We start from the raw sequence: 22,754 nt of genomic DNA on the forward strand, positions 1-22,754 counted from the left end.
GGCGGCGCCACGGGGCTCAGGGAGCGGCCGGGGCGGAGTTCCGCGTGTCCTGGGGTCCGGTGCCGTCCTCGTCGCCGCCCGTGGCCAGCCAGGTGCCGACGCCGATCGCCGCCACCAGGGCCACCGCGCCCGCGCCCACCGCGATCCGGCGCCGCCGCGCGGTGGCGCGGTTGCGGGCCGAACCGGGGCGCGGGGCGCCCGCCGCGCGCGGGGCGCGGGCGGTGCCGCGGGCGCCGCCGGCCAGCTCGTCCGGGGCGGGCACCCGCATCGACGTGTGGGTGTCGCGGTTGGAGTCGGCCGGCTTGGCCCCCGGCACCAGCGGCACCGCTCCCCGGCGCCGCACGGGCTCCGCGGCGGACGCGGCGGCCGGGGAGGCGGCGGACTCCTCGGGGTCGTCCTCCTGCTGCTCGGCGTCGGGCTCGTCCACGTCCAGCGGGGCCATGCCGGCGAGCATCGGCAGCAGCTCGCGCAGCCGGACGCTCAGCTCGGAGGCGCGCAGCCGGGAGGCCGGGGCCTTGGCCAGGCACTGGACCAGGAGCTGCCACAGCTCGTCGGGGATGCCGGGGAGCGGGACGACGGTCTCGGTCACATGGCGGCGCAGCACCGCGCCGGGGTGGCCGCCGCCGAACGGCGTGAAGCCGGCCAGCAGCTCGTACAGGACCGTGGCCAGCGCGTAGATGTCGACCGCCGCGCGCGGGGGCAGGCCCTCGACGATCTCCGGGGCGAGGTAGTCGGGGGTGCCGATGATCTTCGTGGCGCGGGTGCGCCGCGGGGTGTCGATGAGCTTGGCCACCCCGAAGTCCGTCAGCAGCGCCGGGTGCGCGCCGCCGGGGCCGAGCGGGCCCTGCATGTCGAGCAGCACGTTCTCCGGCTTGACGTCGCGGTGCACGACCCCGGCGGCGTGCGCGGCGGCCAGTCCGTCGGCGACGTCGGCGACGACGGCGACCGCGGCCTCGGGCGCCAGGCGCCGCTCCCGGTCGAGGCGGGTGCGCAGGTCGGTGCCCCGGACCAGGTCCATGACCAGCGCGAGGTCGTTGCCGTCGACCACCAGGTCGCGCACGGAGACCACGTGCGGGTGCTCCAGGCCGAGCAGGGCGGTGCGCTCCTGCACGAAGCGGGAGACGAGTTCCTGGTCGGACGCCAGGTCCTCGCGCAGCAGCTTGATCGCGACGGGTCCGTCGGGACCCTCGCCCAGCCACACCGTGCCGGCGCTGCCCCGTCCGAGGATCTGGTGGGCGGTGTACCGGCTGCCGATCTTCCGTGCCAAGACTGCTCCTACCGACGCGTGTTGCGCCTAAAAGTACGCGTCCCGGGAGCCGGCCTTCACCGCGGAGGCGGAAATCACCCTCCGGATGTCGACAAGTCTCCAGACTCAGCCTCCGCTGGAGCCGCCCAGGTCCCCGATCCAGTCGGTCACGGTGGTGAACCAGTCGGTGAGCTGGTCCCAGTAGCCCTTGCCGGTGCCGATCCAGTCCTGCAGCGGGCTCAGCTCCCACACGAGCCAGCCGGCCACGAAGAGGATGACGATCGTGAACAAGCACCCCTTGAGGCAGCCGAGACCCGGGATGCGCATCGGGTTGGCGCTGCGCTGCCGCGGCGGCCTGGGCTCGCGCCGGGGCGGCTGCGGCTCGGGCGCGGGCGGCGGGGCGTACCGCTGCGGCGGCTGGGGCTGCGGGGTGGCGTACCGCTGCGGCTGTTGCTGCTGCGGGTAGCCGTAGCCGGGCTGCTGGGGCGGCGGGCCCTGGGGTGCCTGGCGGGGCTGCTGCGGCGGGCGGGCGACCTGCCGCTGGGGGCGGCGGCGCAGCGGGTCCTGGTTCGGGTCGAGGTACTGGACCTGCGTCTGCTCGTTGCGGTCGCGGGCGGCGCGCAGCTGGCTCTGCCAGGGGTGCGGGTCCTCGGGGCCGCCCTGGCCCGGCGCGCCCTGCTGACCCGGCTGCCCGGGGGGCACCGGGGGCATGACGGCGGTGGGGTCGGCGGCGCCGGTGTTCGGGAGTACGGCGGTCGGGTCGGCGGCCCCCGCCGGGCCGCCGGTGTGCGGCAGCACACTGGTCGCGCCGTTCGGGTCGTAGGCGGCGTCGGGGGTGCCGGGGACCTGTGCAGGCGCCGGGTCCGGTGCCAGGAGCGCGCCCACGTTCTCCGCGGCGCCGATCTGCGCGCTGTTCGCGTGCACGCCGATGCCCTCGGCGACGACGCGCAGGCCGCGGGCGAGGTTCTCGGCGCTGGGGCGGTCGTCGGGGTTCTTGCGCAGGCAGCGCTCGATGACCGTCCACAGCGGGTCGGGGACGGTGGAGGGGCGGCGCGGTTCGGCGCTCAGGTGCTGGTGCAGCACCTCGAGGGCGGAGCCCCCGCCGAACGGGGGACGGCCGGTGACCAGCTCGTACAGCAGGATCCCGGCGCCGTAGACGTCGACGGCGGAGGTCTGCGGGCGGCCCTCGGCGGACTCCGGCGCGACGTAGGCGGGCGTGCCGACGAACTCGTGGGTGCGGGTGAGGCCGGGCGAGTCGGCGAGGCGGGCGATGCCGAAGTCGGTGAGCATCGGGTGCATCTCGCCGCCGGTCTGCTTCAGCAGGACGTTGGCCGGCTTCAGGTCGCGGTGGACGACGCCGTCGGCGTGGCTGGCGGCCAGCGCGTCGGCGATCTGCGCGGTGAGCAGGGCGGCGGCGACCGGGGTGAGCGGCCCGTTCTCGCGCAGGTAGCGGTGCAGGTCGGGGCCGTCGATGAGGTCCATGACGAGGGCCAGCAGCTCGCCCTCGACGACCAGGTCGCGGACCCGGACGATGTTGGGGTGGGTGAGCCGGAGCAGGACGGAGCGCTCGCGCAGGAAGCGCATCACGATGTCGGCGTCGCTCGCGAGCTCTTCCTTGAGGACCTTGATCGCTACGGTCTCGCCGGGCTGTCCGGCCACGGCCGCCTCGGCGCCCGCGGTCTCGCGCTGGCGGGCACGCCAGACGGTGCCCGTGGCGCCGCGGCCGAGGGGCTCCTCGAGGAGGTACTTGCTGCCTACCGGCCGCACGTCATGCGCTCCTAGTTGCTTGCTGGCTGTTCGGACCCACTGTTACAGACCCGGACGCTGTCCCGGACCCGGTCGGTCCCAGTCGGACCCAACTGTAGTGCCGCCCCCCGGACCACGTTCGAAGGAAAGACGCTCGACCCGGTCCCTTGGTTGCCGCTGCCCGGACGTGACCGATCTCAAGGGGACGGCAATCGATCACCCGCGAAGCATCTGTCAGGCATTTTTGGGGGCAGAGCCGACCAATCAAGATCATTTGGCGGTGGGTGGCGGGCGCGTTGTCAGTGGCAGGTGCGAGGATGCGTGCAGTACTGGCCGACGTGCTCGTGTGACGGTGGGGGAAGTCCGCGGTGGGGGACCGCGGTGACGGCTTCCGTCCCGGCGTGCGGGCGCCCGCGCGAAGGGACCGCTTACGGCGATGCAGATCCGGCTGACCGTCGTAGACCCGCTGGGCCCGCATGCTTCGGCTGCTTCGGCTGTTTCGGTGGCGGACCGTGCCGCGCGGTGTGACGTGCTCGTCACCGCGCCGGCCGGCACCGCCCTGGCCGCGGTCGCCTCCGCGCTGGCCGCCGCGCTCCCCGGCGAGGGCCCGGGCTCCGGTCAGGTGGTGCTGTACGCCGGCGCGCAGCGCCTCGACGCCCAGCGCAGCACCCTGGGCGAGCCCCCGCTGATCGACGGCGCCGTGCTCTGCCTGGGCGCCCCCGGCGAGCCCGATCCGCACACCGAGCCGGCGGACGTCCCGGCCCAGCTGCACGTGGTCGCGGGGCCCGACGCGGGCGGCGTCCACCTGCTGCACGGCGGCCAGATCCGGCTCGGCCGCTCCGCCGACGCCGACGTCGCGCTCGACGACCCGGACGTCTCCCGGATGCACTGCGCCGTGACCGTCGGCCCCGACGCCCGCGTCTCCGTCGCCGACCTCGGCTCCACCAACGGCACCACCCTGGACGGCGCCCGCGTGGGCGACCGCCCGGTCCGCTTCGCGCCGGGTGCGCTGCTGCGGATCGGCGAGTCGGCGCTGCGGCTCGTGCCGGTGCCGCCGACGGCGGAGGTGCGGGTGCCGACGACACCGGACGGGGAGGGTCACGTACGGCTGTCCGTGCCCCGGGCGTCCGCGCCGGACGGGGAGGGCGGCGCGGTGGCCCACGCGCGCGTGGCCGACGGCGCCGAGGGCCAGGTGCGCGACGCGGACGGCCGCTCCCGCGCGGTCCCGGCCGGGCCGACGGGATACACCCGGGTGACGGCTGCGGACCCCGCGGCCCCCGGCACCGGGCCCCGCGGCCGCACCCACCACGCGTACGGCACCTCGGGCCACGAGACGGCTCGGGGGCCCGTAGAGCCGCCGCAGGTCCCCGGTCAGGGCGGCGCGCCCCGCATCGAGAGCCACGGCACCGGCCCCACGGCCGGACTGCCCCGGCAGTCCCCCGCCGCGGGCGAGACGCACGGCGGCGCGCGGGGCGCGGGAGGCGCGGGGGCGTACGCGACCGGCGGTCCCGACGCGACCGCGCCCCGCACCGACGGACTCGGCCCGGGCGACCACGGCACCCCGGACCCACAGGCACCCGGCCAGACCCCGACCGACCGTGACCGGTACGGGTCGCCCGGCACCACCACGGCCGGCGCGGGCGCGCCCCGCCCCGGCGGGACCGGCCCCGGCGACCACGGCAGCCCCGCCCCGCGGGCACCCGGCCAGAACCCGCCCGGCCAGGACGCCCCGTACGACGCGGGGCCTGCCGCGCCGGGCGCGGCCCGTACGAACTCAACCGGTGGGGTCACACCCCGCACGGGCGGTACGGTCCCGGGCGGACACGGCCCCGGCCGGAACCCCCTCGGCCAGGCCCCGTACGGCACAGGCCCCGCCGCGCCCGGCGCGAGCGCGGCCGGTGGGGGCCCGCCCCACGCCGACGGGGTCGGCCCCGGTGCCTACGGCGCTCCGGACCCGCGGGCGACCGGCCGGGGCGCGGCCGGTACGGACCCGGCAGACGGCGCCGCCCCTCGCGCGGGCACGTCCGGTACCGGCACGTCCCGTACGGGCGCGGCCGGTGCGGCGGCTCTCGGCCCCGACGCCGGGCGTGGCGGCGCGCCGGGCTCCCGATCCGGGCGCAAGGGGACTCCCCTGCGCGGTACCGACGTGCCGCAGGAGGTGCGCAGGCGCGGTGGGATAGGAGCCTGGGCGCGGCGGCTGACCGGCGGGCGCGGAGCCGCTCCGGAGACCACCGTGTCCGGGGCGCACGCACCCGCCGAGACGGAGCGCGGACCGGCACCGGCGTCCCCGTCGTCCGGCCCCGCGCGCGCCCCCGAGACCTGGCCGGACCCCGCTTCGCTGCTGCTCACGGCGCTGGGACCGGGCCCCCGGCTGTGGGAGCGCGGCCCGGGCCACCCGGAGGCGCTCACCGTGCGGCTCGGTACGGCCGACCGGGTGGTGCCGGGCGGGGACGCCCCGCTGCCCGCGGTGCCGGTCACCGCCGACCTGCGCGAGGTGGGCGCGCTCGGCCTCGCGGGCCCGCGCGAGCGGCTCACCGGGCTGGCCCGTTCGGTGCTGGCGCAGCTCGCCGCGCTGCACTCGGCGGACGCCCTGGAGATCGTCCTGATCAGCGCGGACCGTTCCCGCCCGCTCGCCGAGCGGACGGCCGAGTGGTCCTGGCTGGGCTGGCTGCCGCAGGTGCGCCCGGGACACGGCCAGGACTGCCGCCTGCTGCTCGCCCACGACCGCGAACAGGCCACGGCCCGCGCCGGTGAACTCCTCCGCCGCCTCGACGACCGCCTCGCGGACGAGCCCCGGCCCGGGGCGCGCCCGCCGGCCACACCCGCGGACCCGGCGGCACCCACGGACCCGGCGGCGCCCGCGGTCGCGGCCCGCCCGCAGCCCTCCTGGGCCCGGCCCGACTCCGGCACCGACCCCTCCGGCGGCTTCCCCGGGCCGTACGCGGTGGTCGTCGTGGACGGGGACCCCGGCGGCGCCGACGTGCGCGAGGCGGTGGCCCGGCTGGCCCTGGAGGGACCGCGGGCCGGGGTGCACGTCGTGTGCCTCGCCGAGACGGCGGCCGCCTCCCCCACCTCCCCTGTGACGCGGACCTACGAGGAGGCCTGCGCGGTGTCGCCGGTGTTCCGGGAGTGCGGGGCGGTGGCGCTGCTCAGCGGCGACGTGGCGACGACCCTGCGCCTGCTGCGCGTCGCCCGCGCCGGCACCAACGCGGGCACGGGCACCCCGGCCGCTCCCGCCGGTCCGGTCGGCCACGGCACCGTCGCCACGGTGGACGCCGTCTCCCTGCCCTGGGCCGAGCGGTTCGCGCGCGCCCTGGCCCCGCTGCGCACCGACACCGCCACCGGCGGCGAGCGGCACACGCGCGTGTCCGCGCCGCTGCCCCAGGCGGCCCGGCTCCTGGACGAACTGGGCCTGGCCCGGGCCACCCCGGCCTCCCTGATGGCCCGCTGGGCGGCCGCGGCCGACGACACGGAGTCCCTCGGAGGACGCGCGCAGGCGGTGCTGGGCGCCGGTCCGCGCGGCCCCGTCCCGGTCGACCTGGCCGCCGAGGGGCCGCACCTGCTGATCGAGGGACCGCCCGGCAGCGGCCGCACCGAGCTGCTGCGGGCGCTCGTCGCCTCGCTCGCCTCCGCCGAACGCCCCGACCGGCTCGGCATCGTCCTCATGGACGGCCGCGACAGCGTGAGTTCGGGCGGCGCCCACGGCGAGGGCCTGCGCGTGTGCACGGACGTACCGCACGTCACCACCCACCTCACCGCCAACGACCCCGTGCTGATGCGGGAGTTCGCCCAGTCGCTGAGCGCCGAGCTGAAGCGGCGCGCCGAGCTGCTGGGGCGGTCGGACTTCGCCGAGTGGCACACCGGGCGCGAGGTGTCGGGCCGGCTCGTCGCCCAGCGCACCCCGGCCGGCGCGGGGCCGGTGCCGGTCTCCGACTCCGGGGACGTCGAGTCCCCGCCCAGCTCCACGCTGCGGCTGCGCCCGGCCGCCGCCAGGCGCCGGACGGGTCCCGTGCCGCCCCTCCCCCGCCTCGTCGTGGTCGTCGACGACCTCGACGCCCTCGTCACCCCGCCGCTCGGTTCCCCCGGGCGGCCCGCGGCGGGTTCGGTGATGCGGGCGCTGGAGGCCGTCGCGCGGGAGGGCGAGCGGCTCGGCGTGCACCTGGTGGCCGCCACCGCGCCCGGCGGCCGCACGGACCGTACCGAGCCCGTCCTGCGCGCGACCCTGCGCGTCACCCTGGACCCGCCGGTGCCGGGGCCGGACGAACCGGCGCCCGGACGTGGGCGGTTGGCCCGCCCCGACGGACGCACCACCGCCTTCCAGGGCGGCCGCGTCACGGGCCGCATCCCGCGCACGGCGACCCTGCGCCCCACGGTGGTCCCCCTGGAGTGGCACCGCATGGGCGACCCGCCCACCCGCCGCCCGGTGCGCGAACTGGGCAACGGCCCCACCGACTTGGCCCTGCTGGCCAGCGCCCTGGAACGGGCAGCCAGGGAGGTCTCGGCAGCGGAGGTCCCGTCACTGCTGTAGACGCCGTCCCCGCAGGCCCGTTCACGCCTGCGACGCCGGGGGCACAAGTCAGCCCGTCCGGCGCTTGCGGACAAGACCGTCCGGCCGAAGCAAGCGCCTCCCGAGGCCCCGTCCCCGCAGGCCCGTTCACGCCTGCGACGCCGGGGGGCACAAGTCAGCCCGTCCGGCGTTTGAGGACGAGGCCGTTCGGGCCGAAGCGGGGGCCCGGGGGCGGCAGCCCCCGAGACGCCCGCACCGGCACCGCCTGACTGATCACGGTCACGACGCGGTCACAAAAGCCCACTTGACAGCGGACGCGCCCTTGCCGCCCTCACCCCCCTGGCGTACACCAGAGCGCACGGGACAGCGCCGAGCGTTCGACGAGGAACGAAGAACGGGGCAGTGATGCGCACGAGCAGCACCATCCGGACACGCGGAACCGTCAAGAGGACCACGCGGGCCGCCGCCGCCCTCGCCGCGGGAGCACTCGCGCTCTCGCTCACCGCGTGCGGCGGCGACGACGACAACGGCAGCGGCGACAGCGGCGACAAGGGCGGCGGCGGCAAGCAGCCCGGCGCCTCCGTCACCCTCCCGAAGCTGGACGGCGAGAGCCTGTCGGTCGCCGCCGTCTGGACCGGCACCGAGCAGAAGAACTTCAAGCAGGTACTCACCGAGTTCGAGAAGCGCACCGGCGCCAAGGTCACCTTCGTGCCGGCCCAGGACCCGATCATCAACTTCCTCGGCTCGAAGATCGCCGGCGGTGCCCCGCCGGACGTGGCGATGCTCCCGCAGCCCGGCGCCATCAAGCAGGCCGTGGACAAGGGCTGGGCCAAGCCGCTGGGCGCCGAGGCGACGAAGGAACTCGGCGAGAACTACTCACCCGGCTGGCAGGACATCGGCAAGGTCGGCGGCAAGCAGTACGGCGTGTACTACAAGGCCGCCAACAAGTCGCTGATCTGGTACAACGCGAAGGTCTTCGAGAACGCGGGCGCCGCCGAGCCCAAGACCTGGGACGAGCTGCTCAACACCGCCCAGATGGTCTACGACTCGGGCGTCACCCCCTTCTCCGTGGGCGGCGCGGACGGCTGGACGCTCACCGACTGGTTCGAGAACGTCTACCTCTCGCAGGCGGGCCCGGAGAAGTACGACCAGCTCGCCAAGCACGAGATCAAGTGGACGGACCCGTCCGTGAAGGAGGCCCTGACCACCCTGGCGGAGATATGGGGCAAGAAGGACTTCGTCGCGGGCGGCGCGTCCGGCGCGCTGCAGACGGAGTTCCCGGCCTCGGTGACGCAGACCTTCACCGGCGGCGACCAGCCCAAGGCGGGCATGGTCTACGAGGGCGACTTCGCGCAGGTCAACATCGGTGAGACCAAGGCGGAGGTCGGCACGGACGCGAAGGTGTTCCCGTTCCCGGCCGTGGGCGACACCGCGCCGGTGGTGTCCGGCGGCGACGCGGCGGTGATCCTGAAGGACTCGAAGGCGGCGCAGGCGCTGGCCACCTGGCTGGCCTCGCCGGACGCGGCGGCGATCCAGGCGAAGCTCGGCGGTTTCCTCTCGCCCAACAAGAGCGTCGACACGTCGGTGTATCCGAACGAGGTGCAGAAGAAGATCGCCGAAGCGCTGCTCGCGGCCGGTGACGACTTCCGCTTCGACATGTCGGACCAGGCCCCGCAGGCCTTCGGCGGCACCCCGGGCAAGGGCGAGTGGAAGACGCTGCAGGACTTCCTGAAGAACCCGAAGGACGTCGCGGGCGCCCAGGCGAAGCTGGAGGCGGACGCGGCCGCCGCCTACGGGGGCTGACGCGATGACGTCGGCCACCGCGGCGGGGACCGGCCCGGCCCCCGAGGGCCCTCCGGTCCCCGCCGCCCCCAAGTCCCCCAAGTCGCGCAAGAGCGTGACCGGCACCCGGAAGTCCGTGGCGGCGCTGTTCCTGCTGCCCGCCCTGGTGCTGCTCGGCGCGCTCGTGGTCTACCCGATCGGGTACTCGCTGATCCGCAGCTTCTACGACCAGTCCGGCGACTCCTTCGCCGGGTTCGACAACTACGAGACGCTGTTCACCGACGACGGCATCCGCACCGCCCTGAAGAACAACATCATCTGGGTGGTGTTCGCGCCGACGGTCGCCACCGCGCTCGGTCTGATCTTCGCGGTGCTGACCGAACGCATCCGCTGGGGCACGGCGTTCAAGCTGGTCGTCTTCATGCCGATGGCGATCTCGATGCTCGCGGCCGGCATCATCTTCCGGCTGGTGTACGACCAGGACCCGGACAAGGGCGTCGCCAACGCGGTGTGGGTCGGGGTGCACGACACCTTCGCCGAGTCGTCCGCGTTCCCGAAGGCGCACCCGGGCCGCGACTCGCCGCTGAAGCCCGCCGGCGGGGGCGCGTTCATCACGAAGCAGCCGGTGAGCGCGGGCACCCCGGTGGCCCTGCCGCTCGTGGGCGTCGCCCCCGACCTGATGCCCGACGGCGCGGCGAAGGCGGCGACCGCCGAGCCCGCGGACGGCAAGGTCACCGGCACCACCTGGCAGGACTTCACCCGCGGCAAGGGCGTCGGCAAGCTGGGCGGCGTCGACGCGGCCGAACTGGGCTACGCCGGGATGAAGATCGAGGCGATCAAGGACGGCGAGGTGGTGGCGTCGACCACGGCGGCCGGGGACGGCACCTTCACGCTGCCCGCGGCGGCCGACGGGGCGCTGCTCAGACTGCCCGCCGACAACTTCAAGGAGCCGTACAACGGCCTGGACTGGCTCGGCCCCTCCCTGGTCACCCCGGCGATCATCGGATCGTACGTGTGGATGTGGGCGGGCTTCGCGATGGTGCTGATCGCGGCGGGCCTGGCCGGGGTGCCCCGGGAGCTGCTCGAAGCCGCCCGGGTGGACGGCGCCAACGAATGGCAGGTCTTCCGGCGGGTCACGGTGCCGCTGCTCGCACCGGTCCTCGCGGTCGTGGTCGTCACCCTGATGATCAACGTGCTGAAGGTGTTCGACCTGGTCTTCATCATCGCCCCGGGCTCCGCCCAGGACGACGCGAACGTGCTCGCCCTGGAGCTGTACCGCAAGGGCTTCGCCTCCGACCAGCCGGGCGTCGCCAGCGCCATCGCGGTGTTCCTGCTGCTCCTGGTGATCCCGGTGATGTGGTTCAACGTCCGGCGGCTGCGGCGGGAGGTGCGGCGATGAAGTCGCGTCCGCGATGGGGCGGCTGGGGGTCCGGGGGGTACCCCCCGGGACGGCGCAGTAACGTACGGCGACTTCGGCGGGAGGTGCGGCGATGACCGCGGACGCGGGTTCCCTCACCCCGGCGGCCACCCGGCCGCCCGAGACGGCCGTCAAGGCCAGGCAGTCGCTGGGGTCCCGGCTCGTCGAGGCCGTCAGCGGCGGTCTCGTCCGGGTGTTCCTGATCGTGGTGGGCCTGTTCTGGCTGGTCCCGACGATCGGTCTGCTGCTGTCCTCACTGCGCACGCCCGAGGACATGGCGGCGAGCGGCTGGTGGAAGGTCTTCACCGAGCCGTCGCAGCTCACCTTCCAGAGCTACGAGGAGCTGCTGGAGAACGGCGACATCACCTCCTCCCTCCTCAACACCGCGCTGATCACCGTCCCCGCGACCGTCCTGGTCGTGGTCATCGGGGCGCTGGCCGGATACGCCTTCGCGTGGATGGACTTCCCGGGCCGCGACTGGTGGTTCCTGGCGGTGGTCGGGCTGCTGGTCGTGCCGGTGCAGGTGGCCCTGATCCCGATCGCCGAACTCTTCGGCAAGATCGGCCTGTTCGGGTCGATGCTCGGCGTGATCCTCTTCCACGTCGGATTCGGCCTGCCCTTCGCGGTGTTCCTGCTGCGGAACTTCTTCGCGGAGATCCCGCGGGAGCTGCTGGAGGCGGCCCGGCTGGACGGGGCGGGCGAACTGCGGCTGTTCGCCCGGGTGGTGATGCCGCTCGGCGGGCCCGCGATCGCGAGCCTGGGCATCTTCCAGTTCCTGTGGGTGTGGAACGACATGCTGGTCGCGCTGATCTTCTCGGACTCCGGGAGCCAGCCGATCACGGTCGCCCTGCAGACCCAGGTACGGCAGTTCGGCAACAACATCGACGTGCTGGCGCCGGGCGCGTTCATCTCCATGGTGATCCCGCTGGCCGTGTTCTTCGCGTTCCAGCGGCAGTTCGTCTCCGGCGTGATGGCGGGCGCCGTCAAGTAGCCGCCGTTCAGCGGGCGCCGTCAAATGGGCGCCGACGTACCACCCTTGAGGGGGCGGACCGGTCACCGGTCCGCCCCCTCATCCGTACGGGCACAACGTCCCCCGAATGCCGCGGCGACCGTAACCAAGGGGCTTCCCCGGCCGTTGCCGGGCCGAACGCCCGCACCGATCCCGCCGACCGATGGATGTCCCCGTGCCCAGGTTCAGTGTCATCGTTCCCGCGTACCAGGTTCAGGCGTATCTGCACGCGTGCCTGGAGTCGGTGCTGGCCCAGTCGTACCCGGACTTCGAGGTGATCGTGGTCGACGACTACTCGCCGGACGCCTGCGGCGCGATCGCCGACGAGTTCGCGGCCCTCGACCCGCGCGTCCGCGTCGTACGCCTGGCGCGCAACGAGGGCCTGGGCCCCGCCCGCAACGCCGGGATGGAACGGGCGGGCGGCGACTACCTGGTCTTCCTCGACGGCGACGACACCCTCACCCCGCACGCGCTGCGCGGCATCGCCGACCGGATCAAGGAGACCGGGGAGCCGGACGTCCTGGTCTACGACTACGCACGCACCTACTGGACCGGCGAGACGGTCCGCAACCAGGCGGCCGCGCACCTCACCGAGCAGGGCCCGGCGCCGTTCCGGCTCGCCGACCGGCCGGGGCTGCTGAAGCTGCTGATGGTGGCCTGGAACAAGGCGGTGCGGCGGGAGTTCGCCGTGCGCGAGGGCTTCGCCTTCCCGCCGGGCTACTACGAGGACACGCCGTGGACGTACCCGGTCCTGCTGACGGCGGGCTCCGTCGCCACCCTGGACCGGGTCTGCGTCCACTACCGGCAGCGTCTGCGGGGCAGCATCCTGGGCACGCCGAGCGAACGCCACCTGGACGTCTTCACGCAGTACGACCGCGTCTTCGCGTTCCTTCAGGCGCGCATGGAGACGCATCCGGAGTCGGCCCGGGAACTGGCCCGCTGGCGGCCGGTCCTGTACCGGCGCATGGCCGACCACCTCACGACGGTGTACACCCGCCCCGACCGCCTCCCGCGCTCCCTGCGCGCCGAGTTCCTGCGCCGGGCCCGCGTGCACTGCCGCCGCTACCGGGTCCCCGGCGCCCGGGCCCCGCTGCCCGTCCGCCTCCGCCACGCCCTGCTCCGCCTCGGCCTGCGCCGCACCTACGGCGCGCTGCGGCTGGCGTCCGCCCTGCGCCGCCGTACCGCGAGGGGCACCACGAGCCTGGCGCGCACCGCCCGCACCGGGCTCCTGCGCCTGCACTACCGCGTCCAGCGCTGCCTCCCGCTCCGCGCCGACCGGGCCGTCTTCGCCGTCGAGGGCCACCGCGGGTACGGCCGCGACCCGGGCGCGCTGGAGGAGGCGTTCCGCCGCCTCGCGCCGCAGGTGCGCACGGCGTGGGCCGCCGACCCGGTGCACCACCACACCGTCCCGCCCGGCACCCGCCGGGTGGCCCCGGGCACGGCCGCCCACTGGACCGCCCTGGCCCGCTCCCGCTACCTGGTGTGCGACGCCGCCTTCGAGGCGGGCCTGGTCAGACGCCGGGGACAGGTGCTGGTCCAGACCCAGGCCGGAACTCCCCTCAAGCACATGGGCCTGGACCTCCAGGAGCGCCCGGCCGCCGCCCGGGGCACCGACTTCGCCCGGCTGCTGCGCGAGGCCGACTCCTGGGACTACGTGGTCTCCGCCAACCGCCACTCCACCCTGACCTGGGAACGCGTCCACCCCGGCGGCTGGACCACCCTGGAGTACGGCCAGCCGCGCACCGACGTCCTCCAGCGGGCGACGGCGGCGGACGTGATCCGGCTGCGCGAGACCCTCGGCATCCCCGAGGGCACGGTCGCCATCCTGTACGCCCCGACCCACCGCGACTACTGGCGCACCCAGCGCGCCGCCCTGGACCTGGAGCGCGTCGTGCGCCGGCTCGGCCCGCGCTTCGTGGTGCTGGCCCGCGCCCACCCCCGCCACGGCGGTCCGCTCGCCGCGTCCGGCGGCCGGGTCCTCGACGTCGGCGACCATCCGCACGTGGAGTCGCTGTGCCTGGCCTCGGACGCCCTGGTCACCGACTACTCGTCCCTGATGTTCGACTACGCGGGCCTGGACCGTCCGATCGTGCTCCACGCGCACGAGGCGGAGGCCTACGAGGCGGCCCGCGGCACCTATGTCGACCTGCGTTCCTTCCCGCCGGGCGCGATCGCCCGGGACGAGGACGAGCTGATCGGCCTGTTCGCGAGCGGCGAGTGGCAGGGCGCCCGGTCGGCGCGGCTGCGGGCCGCCTTCCGCGAGCGGTTCTGCCCGTACGACGACGGCCGTGCCGCCGACCGCGTGGTGCGCCGGGTCGTCCTGGGCGAGACGGACCTGCCGCCGGTGGTCCCGCCGGCCGAGCGCCGCCCCGCGCCGTCGGCCGCGGCCGTCCTCGCCCGCACCCCGCTGACCACGGTGCCGCAACCCGCGGGGCCGCGCACCGTCACCGACAGCCTCTGAGCACCGTTTGTCCCCCGGGAGCCCCCGGGCTCCCGTCCGACGAGCGAAAGAAGAGAAAGAGCAGTATGCCCCGCTTCAGCATCATCGTCCCGTCCCATGGGGTGGCGGGGCGGCTCTCCCAGGCACTGGACTCGGTCCTCGGCCAGTCCTTCGGCGACTTCGAGCTGATCCCCGTGTGCGACGGCCCGGACGGCGCCGCGGCCGACGTCGCCGGGGAGCACGCCGAGCGGGACTCCCGGGTGCGGCCCGTGCACTCGCCGCCGTCGGCCGGTCTCGCCGGGGCGCGCAACGCCGGGATGCGCGCGGCGACCGGCGCCTACCTGCTGTTCCTCGACGGCGACGACGTCCTGGTGCCGGGCGCGCTGGCCGCCCTCGACGCACGCCTCGCGGACACCGGCGGCGTCGACGTCCTGTACGTCGAGTACGAACGCGTGCCCTGGTGGGAGGGCGAGACCACCAACCCGGCCGCGCCGCTGCTGGCGAAGGCACCGGACGGCGCCTTCGCCCCCGACCGCGCCCCGCAGCTGACCGGTGTGCACCTGCCCGCGTGGAGCGCGGTCCACCGCCGCACCTTCCTGGCCGAGCGGAAGCTGGACTTCCCCGCCGGGCACTACACGGACATCGGCTTCGGCGCCCGGGTCGCGGCCCGCGCCGAGCGGGTGGCGGTGCTGCGCGAGGTGGTCGTGCGGCACCGGGTGCGACGCCAGGGCAACCGGCTGAACCTGCCCGGCGAGCACCATGCGGACCTGCTCGACCAGGCCGAACTGGCGCTCACGCACGCCGCCGAGCTGGGCCTGCCGCCCGAGCGGCGCGGCCCGCTGTTCGAGCAGCTCTTCGCGGCGGTCCTGAAGACGGCCACCCATCCCCGCCGCCTGACCGGCCGGGGGCGCCGCGCCTTCTACCGCCGGGCCGGCCGCCTCTACCGGCGCCACCGCCCCGCGGGCTTCCGGCCGCCGGGCGGGCGGCTCGGCGTGCAGCACCGGCTGCTGGCATCGGGCTCGTACGCCGGCTTCCGCGCGCTGCGGGCCGCCAACCGGGCCGCGACCGGCCTGCTGCGCCGCCTGCCGTGGCCGCGGGGGCTGCGCACCCGGCTGCGCTACCGGCGTCACCTGCGCCGCCCGCTGGACCCGAATCTGGTGGTGTACTGCGCCTACTGGGGCCGCGGCTACGCCTGCAACCCGGCCGCGATCCACGCCAAGGCCCGGGAACTCGCCCCGCACCTGAAGTCGGTGTTCCTGGTGGAGCCGGACCAGGCGCACACGGTCCCCGAGGACGTCGACCACGCCGTGATCGGCAGCCACCGGTACTGGGAGGTGCTGGCCCGCGCCAGGTACCTGGTGAACAACGCCAACTTCGCCGAGGGCGTCGTCAAGCGCCCCGGCAGCGTGCACCTGCAGACGCAGCACGGCACGCCGCTGAAGACGATGGGCGTGGACCAGTCGACGTACCCGGTGGTGGCGGCGGCCACCGGCAGCTTCACCAAACTGCTCGGCCGGGTGGACCGCTGGGACTTCAACCTGTCCGCCAACCGGCACTCCACCCAGATGTGGGAGCGCGCCTTCCCCGGCTCCTACGAGCACCTGGAGTACGGCTATCCGCGCAACGACGTCTACTGCACCGCGACCGCCGACGACGTGGCCCGCGTCCGGCGCGAACTGGGCGTCCCGGAGGGCAAGACGGCGGTCCTGTACGCGCCCACGCACCGGGACTGGGAGAGCGGCTTCGGCGCGGGCGGCCCGGACCTGGAGGCGTTCTGCGAGGCGGCCGGCGAGGACGTGGTGGTGCTGCTGCGCGCCCACTACTTCTACGACCGGGGCGCCGGCCGAAAACGCACCGGCCGGGTCATCGACGTGACCGCGCACCGCTCCTCGGAGGACGTCTGCCTGGCCGCGGACGCGCTGGTCACCGACTACTCCTCCATCATGTTCGACTACGCCAACCTGGACCGCCCGATCGTCGTGTACGCCGAGGACTGGGACGTCTACCGGGAGACCCGCGGCGTCTACTTCGACCTGCTGGCGGCGCCCCCGGGGCCGGTGGCGCGCACCCCGGAGGAGCTGGCCCGGGTCTTCGCCGACGGCACCTGGGCGGGCCCGGAGTCGACGGCGCTGCGGGCGGCCTTCCGCGAGCGGTTCTGCGCGTTCGACGACGGCCGGGCCGCGGAGCGCGTCGTGCGCCGGGTGCTGCTCGGCGAGCCGCCCGAGGCGCTGCCGCCGGTGGTCCCGCTCGCGGAGCGCGTCCCGGCCCCCGCCGCCGTCACCCACGAGAGCCTCGTAAGGAGCTGACCCCGCCGTGCCCCGCTTCAGCGTCATCGTCCCCTGTTTCAAGGTGCAGGGCTTCCTGCGCGAGTGCCTCGACTCGGTCCTGGACCAGTCCTTCCGGGACATCGAGGTGATCGCCGTCGACGACTGCTCCCCGGACGGCTCGGGGGCCATCCTCGACGAGTACGCGGCCCGCGACGAGCGGGTGCGGGTGCTGCACCTGGAGGAGAACGTCGGCCTCGGCCGGGCCCGCAACGCCGGGCTGCCGCACGCCACCGGCGACTACCTCTTCTTCCTCGACAGCGACGACACCCTCACCCCGGGCGCCCTGCGCGCCATGGCCGACCGGCTCGCCGAGACGGACGATCCGGACGTGCTGGTCTTCGACTACGCGCGCACCTACTGGTGGGGCGGCACCCGGCGCAACGTCCTGGCCCGGGTGCTCGCGGAGGCGGGCGACGGCACCTTCACGGCGGACGAACGCCCCGAGATCCTCGACCTGCTGATGGTGGTGTGGAACAAGGTCTACCGGCGCGACTTCGTCGACCGGGAGGGCTTCACCTTCCCGCCCGGCTACTACGAGGACACGCCCTGGACCTTCCCGGTGCTGTTCAGCGCGGAGCGGATCGCGACGCTGGACCGGATCTGCCTGAACTACCGCCAGCGCCGCCAGGGCAACATCCTGTCCACCACCAGCCGCAAGCACTTCGACGTCCACGCGCAGTACGAGCGGGTCTTCGCCTTCCTCGACGACCGCCCTCGGCTGGCGGCGCGGTGGCGGCCGTTCCTGCACGCCAAGATGGGCGAGCACTGCCTGGACATCCTGTCCAAGCCGGACCGGCTGCCGCCGGCCGACCGGGCGGAGTTCTTCCACCGCACCGCCGAGATGTTCCGCGCGTACCGGCCGGAGGACGCGTCGGTCCCGGCCGAACTGAAGGTGCTGGAGGGGTCGTACGCCGCCTACCGGGTGCGCCGGCAGTCCGGGCGGGCGGCGCGGGAGCTGGAGCGCCGGACCCGGCAGGCGCGCGGCGCGGCCGCGGGGCGGGCCCGCCGGTTCGCCGCCGCCGCGCTCCCCCGGCGCGCGCTGGACCCCGGCCTCGTCGTGTACTCGGCGTTCTCCCACCGGGGCGTGCTCGGCGACCCCGCCGCGATCCACCGCGCGGCCCGCGACATCGCGCCGCACCTGCGCGGGGTGTGGGTGGTGCGGGACGAGGAGTGCGCGGCGGACCCCGCGCTGCTGCCGCCGGGCACCGAGCACGTGGTCCTGGGCAGCGCCGCCTACCGCCGGGTGACCGAACGGGCGGCGTTCCTCGTCAACAACGTCAACTGGCCCGGCACGGTGGCCAAGCGGGACGGCGCCGTCCACATCCACACCCACCAGGGCACCCCGCTCAAGTACATGGGCGTCGACCTGCTGGGCAGGCCCGGTGCCCGGCACGGTCTGGACGTGCCGCAGATGCTGCGGCGCGCCGACCGCTGGGACCACAGCCTGGTCGCGGGCCGGTACGCGGAACGGATCTGGGAGCGGGCCTATCCCTGCCACTTCACGTCCGCGCGCACCGGCAGCCCGCGCAACGACGTCCTGGTCGACGCCGGTCCCGAGGACGGCCGCCGGGTCCGCGAGCGGCTCGGCGTCCCCGAGGGGGACACCGTGGTGCTGTACGCGCCGACCCGTCGCGAGTACCGGCGCGGCGGGCTCGTCGAACGCCTCGACGTGGCCCGGCTCGCCGCCGACCTCGGCGCGGGCCACACCCTGGTGGTACGGCTGCACCCGTCCCTGGCCACCGGCCCGGCGCGGGGCCTGGGCCTGGCGGAGCTGCACCGGCGGGGCGTGGTGATCGACGCGACGGACGAACCGCACGTGGAGGACCTGATGCTCGCCTCCGACCTGCTGATCACCGACTACTCGGCCCTGATGTTCGACTACGCCCTCCTGGACCGGCCGATCCTGATCCACGCCGACGACTGGGGCCCGTACACGGCGACCCGCGGCACCTACTTCGACATCACCCAGGAGGCACCCGGGCACGTCTCGCGCTCCTACCGGGAGCTGGCGTGGCTGCTGGCGTCCGGGGCGTGGCGGGACGAGGAGGCGGCGCGGCTGCGGGCGTCCTTCCGGGCCCGGTACTGCGAGTACGAGGACGGCAGGGCCGCCGAGCGGGTGGTGCGGACGCTGCTGCTCGGCGAGCCGATGCCCGCCCCGGAGCCCTCCGGTGTCCCCGGGGCCCGCGCCGTCCCGGCCGGACGCGACCTGCTGCCCTCCACATGAGACCCGGCAGCCGGGTGAGCGGGCGGGTGCCGGGGGCTCTGGGGGTGCTGGTCCTGGCCGCCGTGTTCGCCGTGCTCCAGCTGGCGAACGTCACCGGCCGGGACACGCCCGACACCAGGAACTACCTGTCGTACGCCCTGAGTCTGACCGGGGAGAGCAAGCACGCGGCGGCGACGGCCACCATCGACTACGTGTGCGCGAGCCGGGCGGAGCGGGCCCGACGGGACCAGAGCGTGCACGTGGTCCGCTTCCACCGCGCCGACCCCTCCGCCGAGGTGCTGGCCGAGTGCCGCGAGCAGGAGTGGGCGGTGGTGCGGCCGCGGCTGGCGGCCGGGCAGACCGGCGGGCACACGGTCCCGTACATGTCGGAGCGGTTCATGGCGATCTTCGAGGCGCGGCCGGGCTATCCGGTGTTCCTGGTGCCGTTCGTCCTGGCCTTCGGGGTGACGTGGGGACTGTGGGCGGCGGGGGTGGTGATCGCGGTCGTGGGCGGCGTCCTGGTCTTCCTGATCCTGCGGAACCTGTCCGTGCCGGTGCCGCTCGCCCTGTCCGGGCAGGCGCTGTACTACGTGCTGCCGTGCGGGACGACCGCGATGCGCCCGATGACCGAGGGCCTGCTGATGGCGCTGACCCTGGCCGCGGTGTGGGGCTGCGCGCTGGTGCTGCGGGCGGGGCGGCCCCGGGCCGGGCTGGCGCTGGTCGCCGGTTCGCTGCTGGCCCTGTTCACGGTCAAGCACTCCCAGGCGCTGTTCCTCGGCCTGTGCCTGGCGGCGGCCGGCGGGGTGATCGCCCTGCGCCGGTACCGGCGGCGGCGTCGGCGGCTGCGGGGGCGGGGCGGACCGGCGTCCCGGGACGTGCTGGCGCTCGCGGCCGTGGGCCTGGCCGGGGCGGCCGTCACCCTGCTGCTGGCGCGGCTGCTGCACTACCCGTCCGAGGCGGACAGCCTCCAGGACCTGCTCACCGACCACTTCAACCGCCCCGACCGGAAGCATCCGTGGCCGGAGTTCTGGCAGCTGCAGGGCAACTTCTGGGTGGAGTGGCTGCGCAGGCAGGCGTGGCAGCCGCTGTTCGCGGCGGCGCTGGCCGCCGGGGCGTGGGGTGCGCTCAGGCGCGGCGGCGCGGTCGGCGGCTTCCTGGTCGCGGCGGCGTTCACCGGGATCCTCACCCAGGCCGGGCACCCGGACATCAACATCTGGGGCGAGCGGCTGATCGTGCTGGCCTGGCTGCTGCCGGTGGTGGGGGTGCCGCTGCTGCTGGCGCCGGGGGTGCGGCGCGGCCGGGTGCCGCTGCCGGCGCAGGGGCAGCCGGACCGGGCGGGCGCGGTCGGCTGAGCATCCGCTACCCGGGTGACTTGGGGCGCCGGGGGATTGACGGGGGCGACCCCACCGGGAACATACGCCAAATGTCCAGATTGCCCCACACCCTCGCTGCTTCGTGAGCGCCGGCGTCCTCGTCCGGCGGCCGGTGCGCGGCGCGACGGCGCTGCGCGGCGGACGCGCCTGGCGTCCCAGCCCGTACCAGGCGGCCGGCTTCCTCTTCTTCCTCGTGATGACGCTGGCGTACTGGGCGGTGCCGCTGTGCTGCGACGCCGGCCAGCACGCGGCCGTCGTCGAGCGTCTGAAGGAGAACCTCCTCCACCCCCGGCATCCGATGGCCGACCTGCCGGGCGCGGGCAGCGCGTACTACTCGCCGTACGCGGTGGCCGAGGGCGCGTTCGCCCGGCTGACCGGGCTGGGCGGCTGGGAGGTGGTGCGGCTCGCGGGGCCGCTGAACCTGCTGGTGCTGCTGACCGGCCTCGGCCGCTTCGTGCGGGTGCTGACCCCGCGACCGTGGGCGCCGGTCCTGGCGCTGGGCGCGATGACGCTGCTGTGGGGCACCGAGCGGGCCTGGTGGAGCGGCTATCTCGGGCTGATGTCGATGACGGGCAACCTCGGCTACCCGTCCACGTTCGCGATCGGCCTCACCTTCTGGGCCTGGGCACTGACCGGCGCACGGGCGCGGGACCGGCGCCGGGTGCGCTACGTGGGCCCCAGCGGACTGCGCGGCCTGCCCGGGTACGCGGGGCTGGGCGCCCTCTACGCCCTGATCCTCCTCGTCCACCCGATCACCTCGGTGGCGGCGGCGCTCGGCGCGGTGGCGCTGGTGGCCGGGTGGCAGCGCGGCTGGCGCGGGCCGGTGGTGGGGCGGTGGGCGCTGACGGTCGCCGTGGCGGTCGGGGCGGCGGTCCTCTGGCCGTACTTCGACGTGTTCGCGCTGGCCGGCGACGGCAGTGTGGACGCGATGCACCGGGTCCTCTACCTCCACCTGCCCGGGGAGTTCTGGCTGGCGCTGCTGGGCCTGCCGGCCCTGTGGGCACGCGGCCGCCGTTCGGCGCGGGACCCGCTGGTGCTGATGTTCGCGCTGGACTGCGCGGTGGTGGCGTACGGCTGGTTCAGCGGCCACTACACCTACGGCCGGATCCTCGGGCTCACCCTGGTGCCGTTGCAGTTCGCCCTGGCGGTGGAGCTGGCGGCACCCCGGCCCTGGGGGCGGTGGCGGGCGGCGCTGGGCTGGACCGCGACGGCCGGGGCCCTGCTGGGCCTCCTCACCGTGCACGCGGGGGCGGTGCTGCCGCGCGCCCTGGACCCGGTGGGCTTCGAGCAGCCGCCGCGGTGGCCGGAGTACGCGTGGGCGGCCCGGCACATCGGCCCCGGCGAGGTCGTGATCACCGACGGCTACTACGCCGGGCACGCCATCGCCGGGTACGGGCCGAACCTCGCGGCGCCCGCCTGGCCGGACCCGGCGCTGGACGAGCGGGAGCGGGCCCGGCGGGTGGCCGACGTCGAGGCGTACCTCGCGCCGGACTCGACCCGCGCCGAGCGCACCGCCGTCGCCCGCCGCTACCACGTCCGCTGGCTGCTGCTGACCCGTTGGCACCCGGTGCCCGAGGAGGCGGTGGTGGTGGCGTGGAGCGAGCGGACGGGCGAGGTGCTGGCGCGGGTCGGGTGAGTACCGCCCAGGGGGTGGTGCTCGATGACGAGTGGGCACCGCCCGGCGGCGTTACTCGATGACGAGGTCGACCGGGATGTTGCCGCGGGTGGCGTTGGAGTAGGGGCAGACCTGGTGGGCCTGCTCGACCAGCTTGCGGCCGGTCTCCTCGTCGAGGCCGTCGGGCAGCTCGACCCGCAGGGTGACGGCGAGCGCGAAGCCCTCGCCCTGCTTGCCGATGCCGACCTCGGCGGTCACCGCGGCATCGCTGACGTCGACCTTGGCCGCCCGGCCGACGACGCCGAGGGCACTGCCGAAGCAGGCCGCGTACCCGGCGGCGAACAGCTGCTCGGGGTTGGTGCCCTGGCCGTTGCCGCCCATCTCGACGGGGACGCCGAGGGCGAGGTCGAGCCTGCCGTCGGAGCTGACGGTACGGCCGTCGCGGCCGTGGGTGGCGGTGGCGGCGGCGGTGTAGAGCGCGTCCATGGGAGAACCGTCCCTTTCAGGAGGGGGCTGCGTGCCTGACTGCCACAAGTAGAGCACTCGATCGAGTCGTACGCAACTTAATTGTGCACAACTAAATTGGGGACAAGGTGCAGTCGGCTACCCTGGAGCCCATGACCACGCCCGCCACCGACTGGCTCCGCCTGGACCAGCAGATCTGCTTCTCCCTGAACGCCGCGTCGCGCGCCTTCGGCAGCGTCTACCGCGTGGTCCTCAAGGACCTGGGCCTCACCTACTCGCAGTACCTGGTCATGCTGGTGCTGTGGGAGCACGGCGAGCTGCCGGTGAAGAAGCTCGGCGAGCATCTGCGGCTCGACTCCGGCACGCTCTCCCCGCTGCTCAAGCGGCTGGAGGCGGCCGGTCTGGTCCGGCGCGAGCGCAGCGCGCGCGACGAGCGCTCGGTGGAGGTGCGGCTGACCGGCCAGGGCGCGGCGCTGCGCGAGCGGGCCGTCGAGGTGCCGCGCCGGATCTCCGCGGCGACCGGCCTGGACCTGACCGAGGTCCAGGACCTGCGCGCCCGCCTCGACCGGCTCACGGCGGCGCTGGACGCGTACGGCACCGATCCGGCCCCGGGACCGTCCTGAG

General features: G+C 75.2%; 13 protein-coding genes. 10 read left to right on the forward strand and 3 right to left on the reverse strand.

All coding sequences use genetic code 11. The annotated features are described in order from the left end of the window. Window positions 1–16: 16 nt before the first annotated feature. Window positions 17–1,267 (reverse strand): serine/threonine-protein kinase, encoded by a 1,251-nt coding sequence (locus K7854_RS03400; RefSeq protein ID WP_226024831.1) that lies wholly within the window; start codon window positions 1,265–1,267, stop codon window positions 17–19. Window positions 1,268–1,372: 105 nt separating this feature from the next. Further along, entirely contained in the window at window positions 1,373–3,013 is a 1,641-nt protein-coding gene (locus K7854_RS03405) for a serine/threonine-protein kinase (RefSeq protein WP_226024832.1), read from the reverse strand. A 415-nt stretch (window positions 3,014–3,428) separates the two neighbouring features. On the opposite strand from K7854_RS03405, the gene K7854_RS03410 reads away from it, so the two are divergent. The 9 genes from K7854_RS03410 (at window position 3,429) to K7854_RS03450 (ending at window position 21,686) form a co-directional block, all read left to right on the forward strand. After that, window positions 3,429–7,520, forward strand: a complete 4,092-nt coding sequence (locus tag K7854_RS03410) for an FHA domain-containing protein (protein WP_226024833.1) — start codon at window positions 3,429–3,431, stop codon at window positions 7,518–7,520. 384 nt (window positions 7,521–7,904) lie between these two features. Then, a complete protein-coding gene (locus tag K7854_RS03415; RefSeq protein WP_226024834.1) occupies window positions 7,905–9,302 on the forward strand; it encodes an ABC transporter substrate-binding protein in 1,398 nt (465 codons plus the stop codon). A 94-nt stretch (window positions 9,303–9,396) separates the two neighbouring features. Further along, window positions 9,397–10,680, forward strand: a complete 1,284-nt coding sequence (locus K7854_RS03420; protein ID WP_226024873.1) for a carbohydrate ABC transporter permease — start codon at window positions 9,397–9,399, stop codon at window positions 10,678–10,680. A gap of 91 nt (window positions 10,681–10,771) precedes the next feature. Further along, the gene (locus tag K7854_RS03425) at window positions 10,772–11,689 is read left to right on the forward strand and encodes a carbohydrate ABC transporter permease (RefSeq protein ID WP_226024835.1); all 918 of its coding nucleotides are present in this window, start codon (window positions 10,772–10,774) and stop codon (window positions 11,687–11,689) included. 193 nt (window positions 11,690–11,882) lie between these two features. Beyond that, window positions 11,883–14,168 carry a bifunctional glycosyltransferase/CDP-glycerol:glycerophosphate glycerophosphotransferase gene (locus K7854_RS03430; protein ID WP_226024836.1) on the forward strand — a complete coding sequence of 762 codons (2,286 nt, stop codon included), beginning with the start codon at window positions 11,883–11,885 and terminating at the stop codon, window positions 14,166–14,168. A 65-nt stretch (window positions 14,169–14,233) separates the two neighbouring features. Then, entirely contained in the window at window positions 14,234–16,453 is a 2,220-nt protein-coding gene (locus K7854_RS03435) for a bifunctional glycosyltransferase/CDP-glycerol:glycerophosphate glycerophosphotransferase (RefSeq protein ID WP_226024837.1), read from the forward strand. 7 nt (window positions 16,454–16,460) lie between these two features. Continuing rightward, complete coding sequence (locus K7854_RS03440) at window positions 16,461–18,698, forward strand: bifunctional glycosyltransferase/CDP-glycerol:glycerophosphate glycerophosphotransferase (RefSeq protein ID WP_226024838.1); 2,238 nt, start codon at window positions 16,461–16,463, stop codon at window positions 18,696–18,698. Then, complete coding sequence (locus K7854_RS03445; RefSeq protein ID WP_226024839.1) at window positions 18,695–20,029, forward strand: hypothetical protein; 1,335 nt, start codon at window positions 18,695–18,697, stop codon at window positions 20,027–20,029. Before K7854_RS03440 ends, K7854_RS03445 begins: the two co-directional genes overlap by 4 nt. A gap of 103 nt (window positions 20,030–20,132) precedes the next feature. Then, a complete protein-coding gene (locus K7854_RS03450; RefSeq protein WP_226024840.1) occupies window positions 20,133–21,686 on the forward strand; it encodes a hypothetical protein in 1,554 nt (517 codons plus the stop codon). Between the two features lie 51 nt (window positions 21,687–21,737). Here the strand turns inward: K7854_RS03450 and K7854_RS03455 are convergent, their stop codons facing one another. After that, window positions 21,738–22,151, reverse strand: a complete 414-nt coding sequence (locus K7854_RS03455; RefSeq protein ID WP_226024841.1) for an organic hydroperoxide resistance protein — start codon at window positions 22,149–22,151, stop codon at window positions 21,738–21,740. A gap of 131 nt (window positions 22,152–22,282) precedes the next feature. On the opposite strand from K7854_RS03455, the gene K7854_RS03460 reads away from it, so the two are divergent. Then, entirely contained in the window at window positions 22,283–22,753 is a 471-nt protein-coding gene (locus K7854_RS03460; protein WP_226024842.1) for a MarR family winged helix-turn-helix transcriptional regulator, read from the forward strand. The last annotated feature ends 1 nt before the right edge of the window (window position 22,754 follow it).

Source organism: Streptomyces hyderabadensis, from assembly GCF_020404845.1.
GTDB classification, from domain to species: Bacteria; Actinomycetota; Actinomycetes; order Streptomycetales; family Streptomycetaceae; genus Streptomyces; species Streptomyces hyderabadensis.

Excerpts from the sequence above, each read along its gene's own strand:
- K7854_RS03455 (WP_226024841.1), bottom strand. The coding sequence starts at position 22,151 with ATGGACGCGCTCTACACCGCCGCCGCCACCGCCACCCACGGCCGCGAC.
- K7854_RS03415 (WP_226024834.1), top strand. The coding sequence starts at position 7,905 with ATGCGCACGAGCAGCACCATCCGGACACGCGGAACCGTCAAGAGGACC.
- K7854_RS03410 (WP_226024833.1), top strand. The coding sequence starts at position 3,429 with ATGCAGATCCGGCTGACCGTCGTAGACCCGCTGGGCCCGCATGCTTCG.
- K7854_RS03425 (WP_226024835.1), top strand. The coding sequence starts at position 10,772 with ATGACCGCGGACGCGGGTTCCCTCACCCCGGCGGCCACCCGGCCGCCC.
- K7854_RS03445 (WP_226024839.1), top strand. The coding sequence starts at position 18,695 with ATGAGACCCGGCAGCCGGGTGAGCGGGCGGGTGCCGGGGGCTCTGGGG.
- K7854_RS03460 (WP_226024842.1), top strand. The coding sequence starts at position 22,283 with ATGACCACGCCCGCCACCGACTGGCTCCGCCTGGACCAGCAGATCTGC.
- K7854_RS03435 (WP_226024837.1), top strand. The coding sequence starts at position 14,234 with ATGCCCCGCTTCAGCATCATCGTCCCGTCCCATGGGGTGGCGGGGCGG.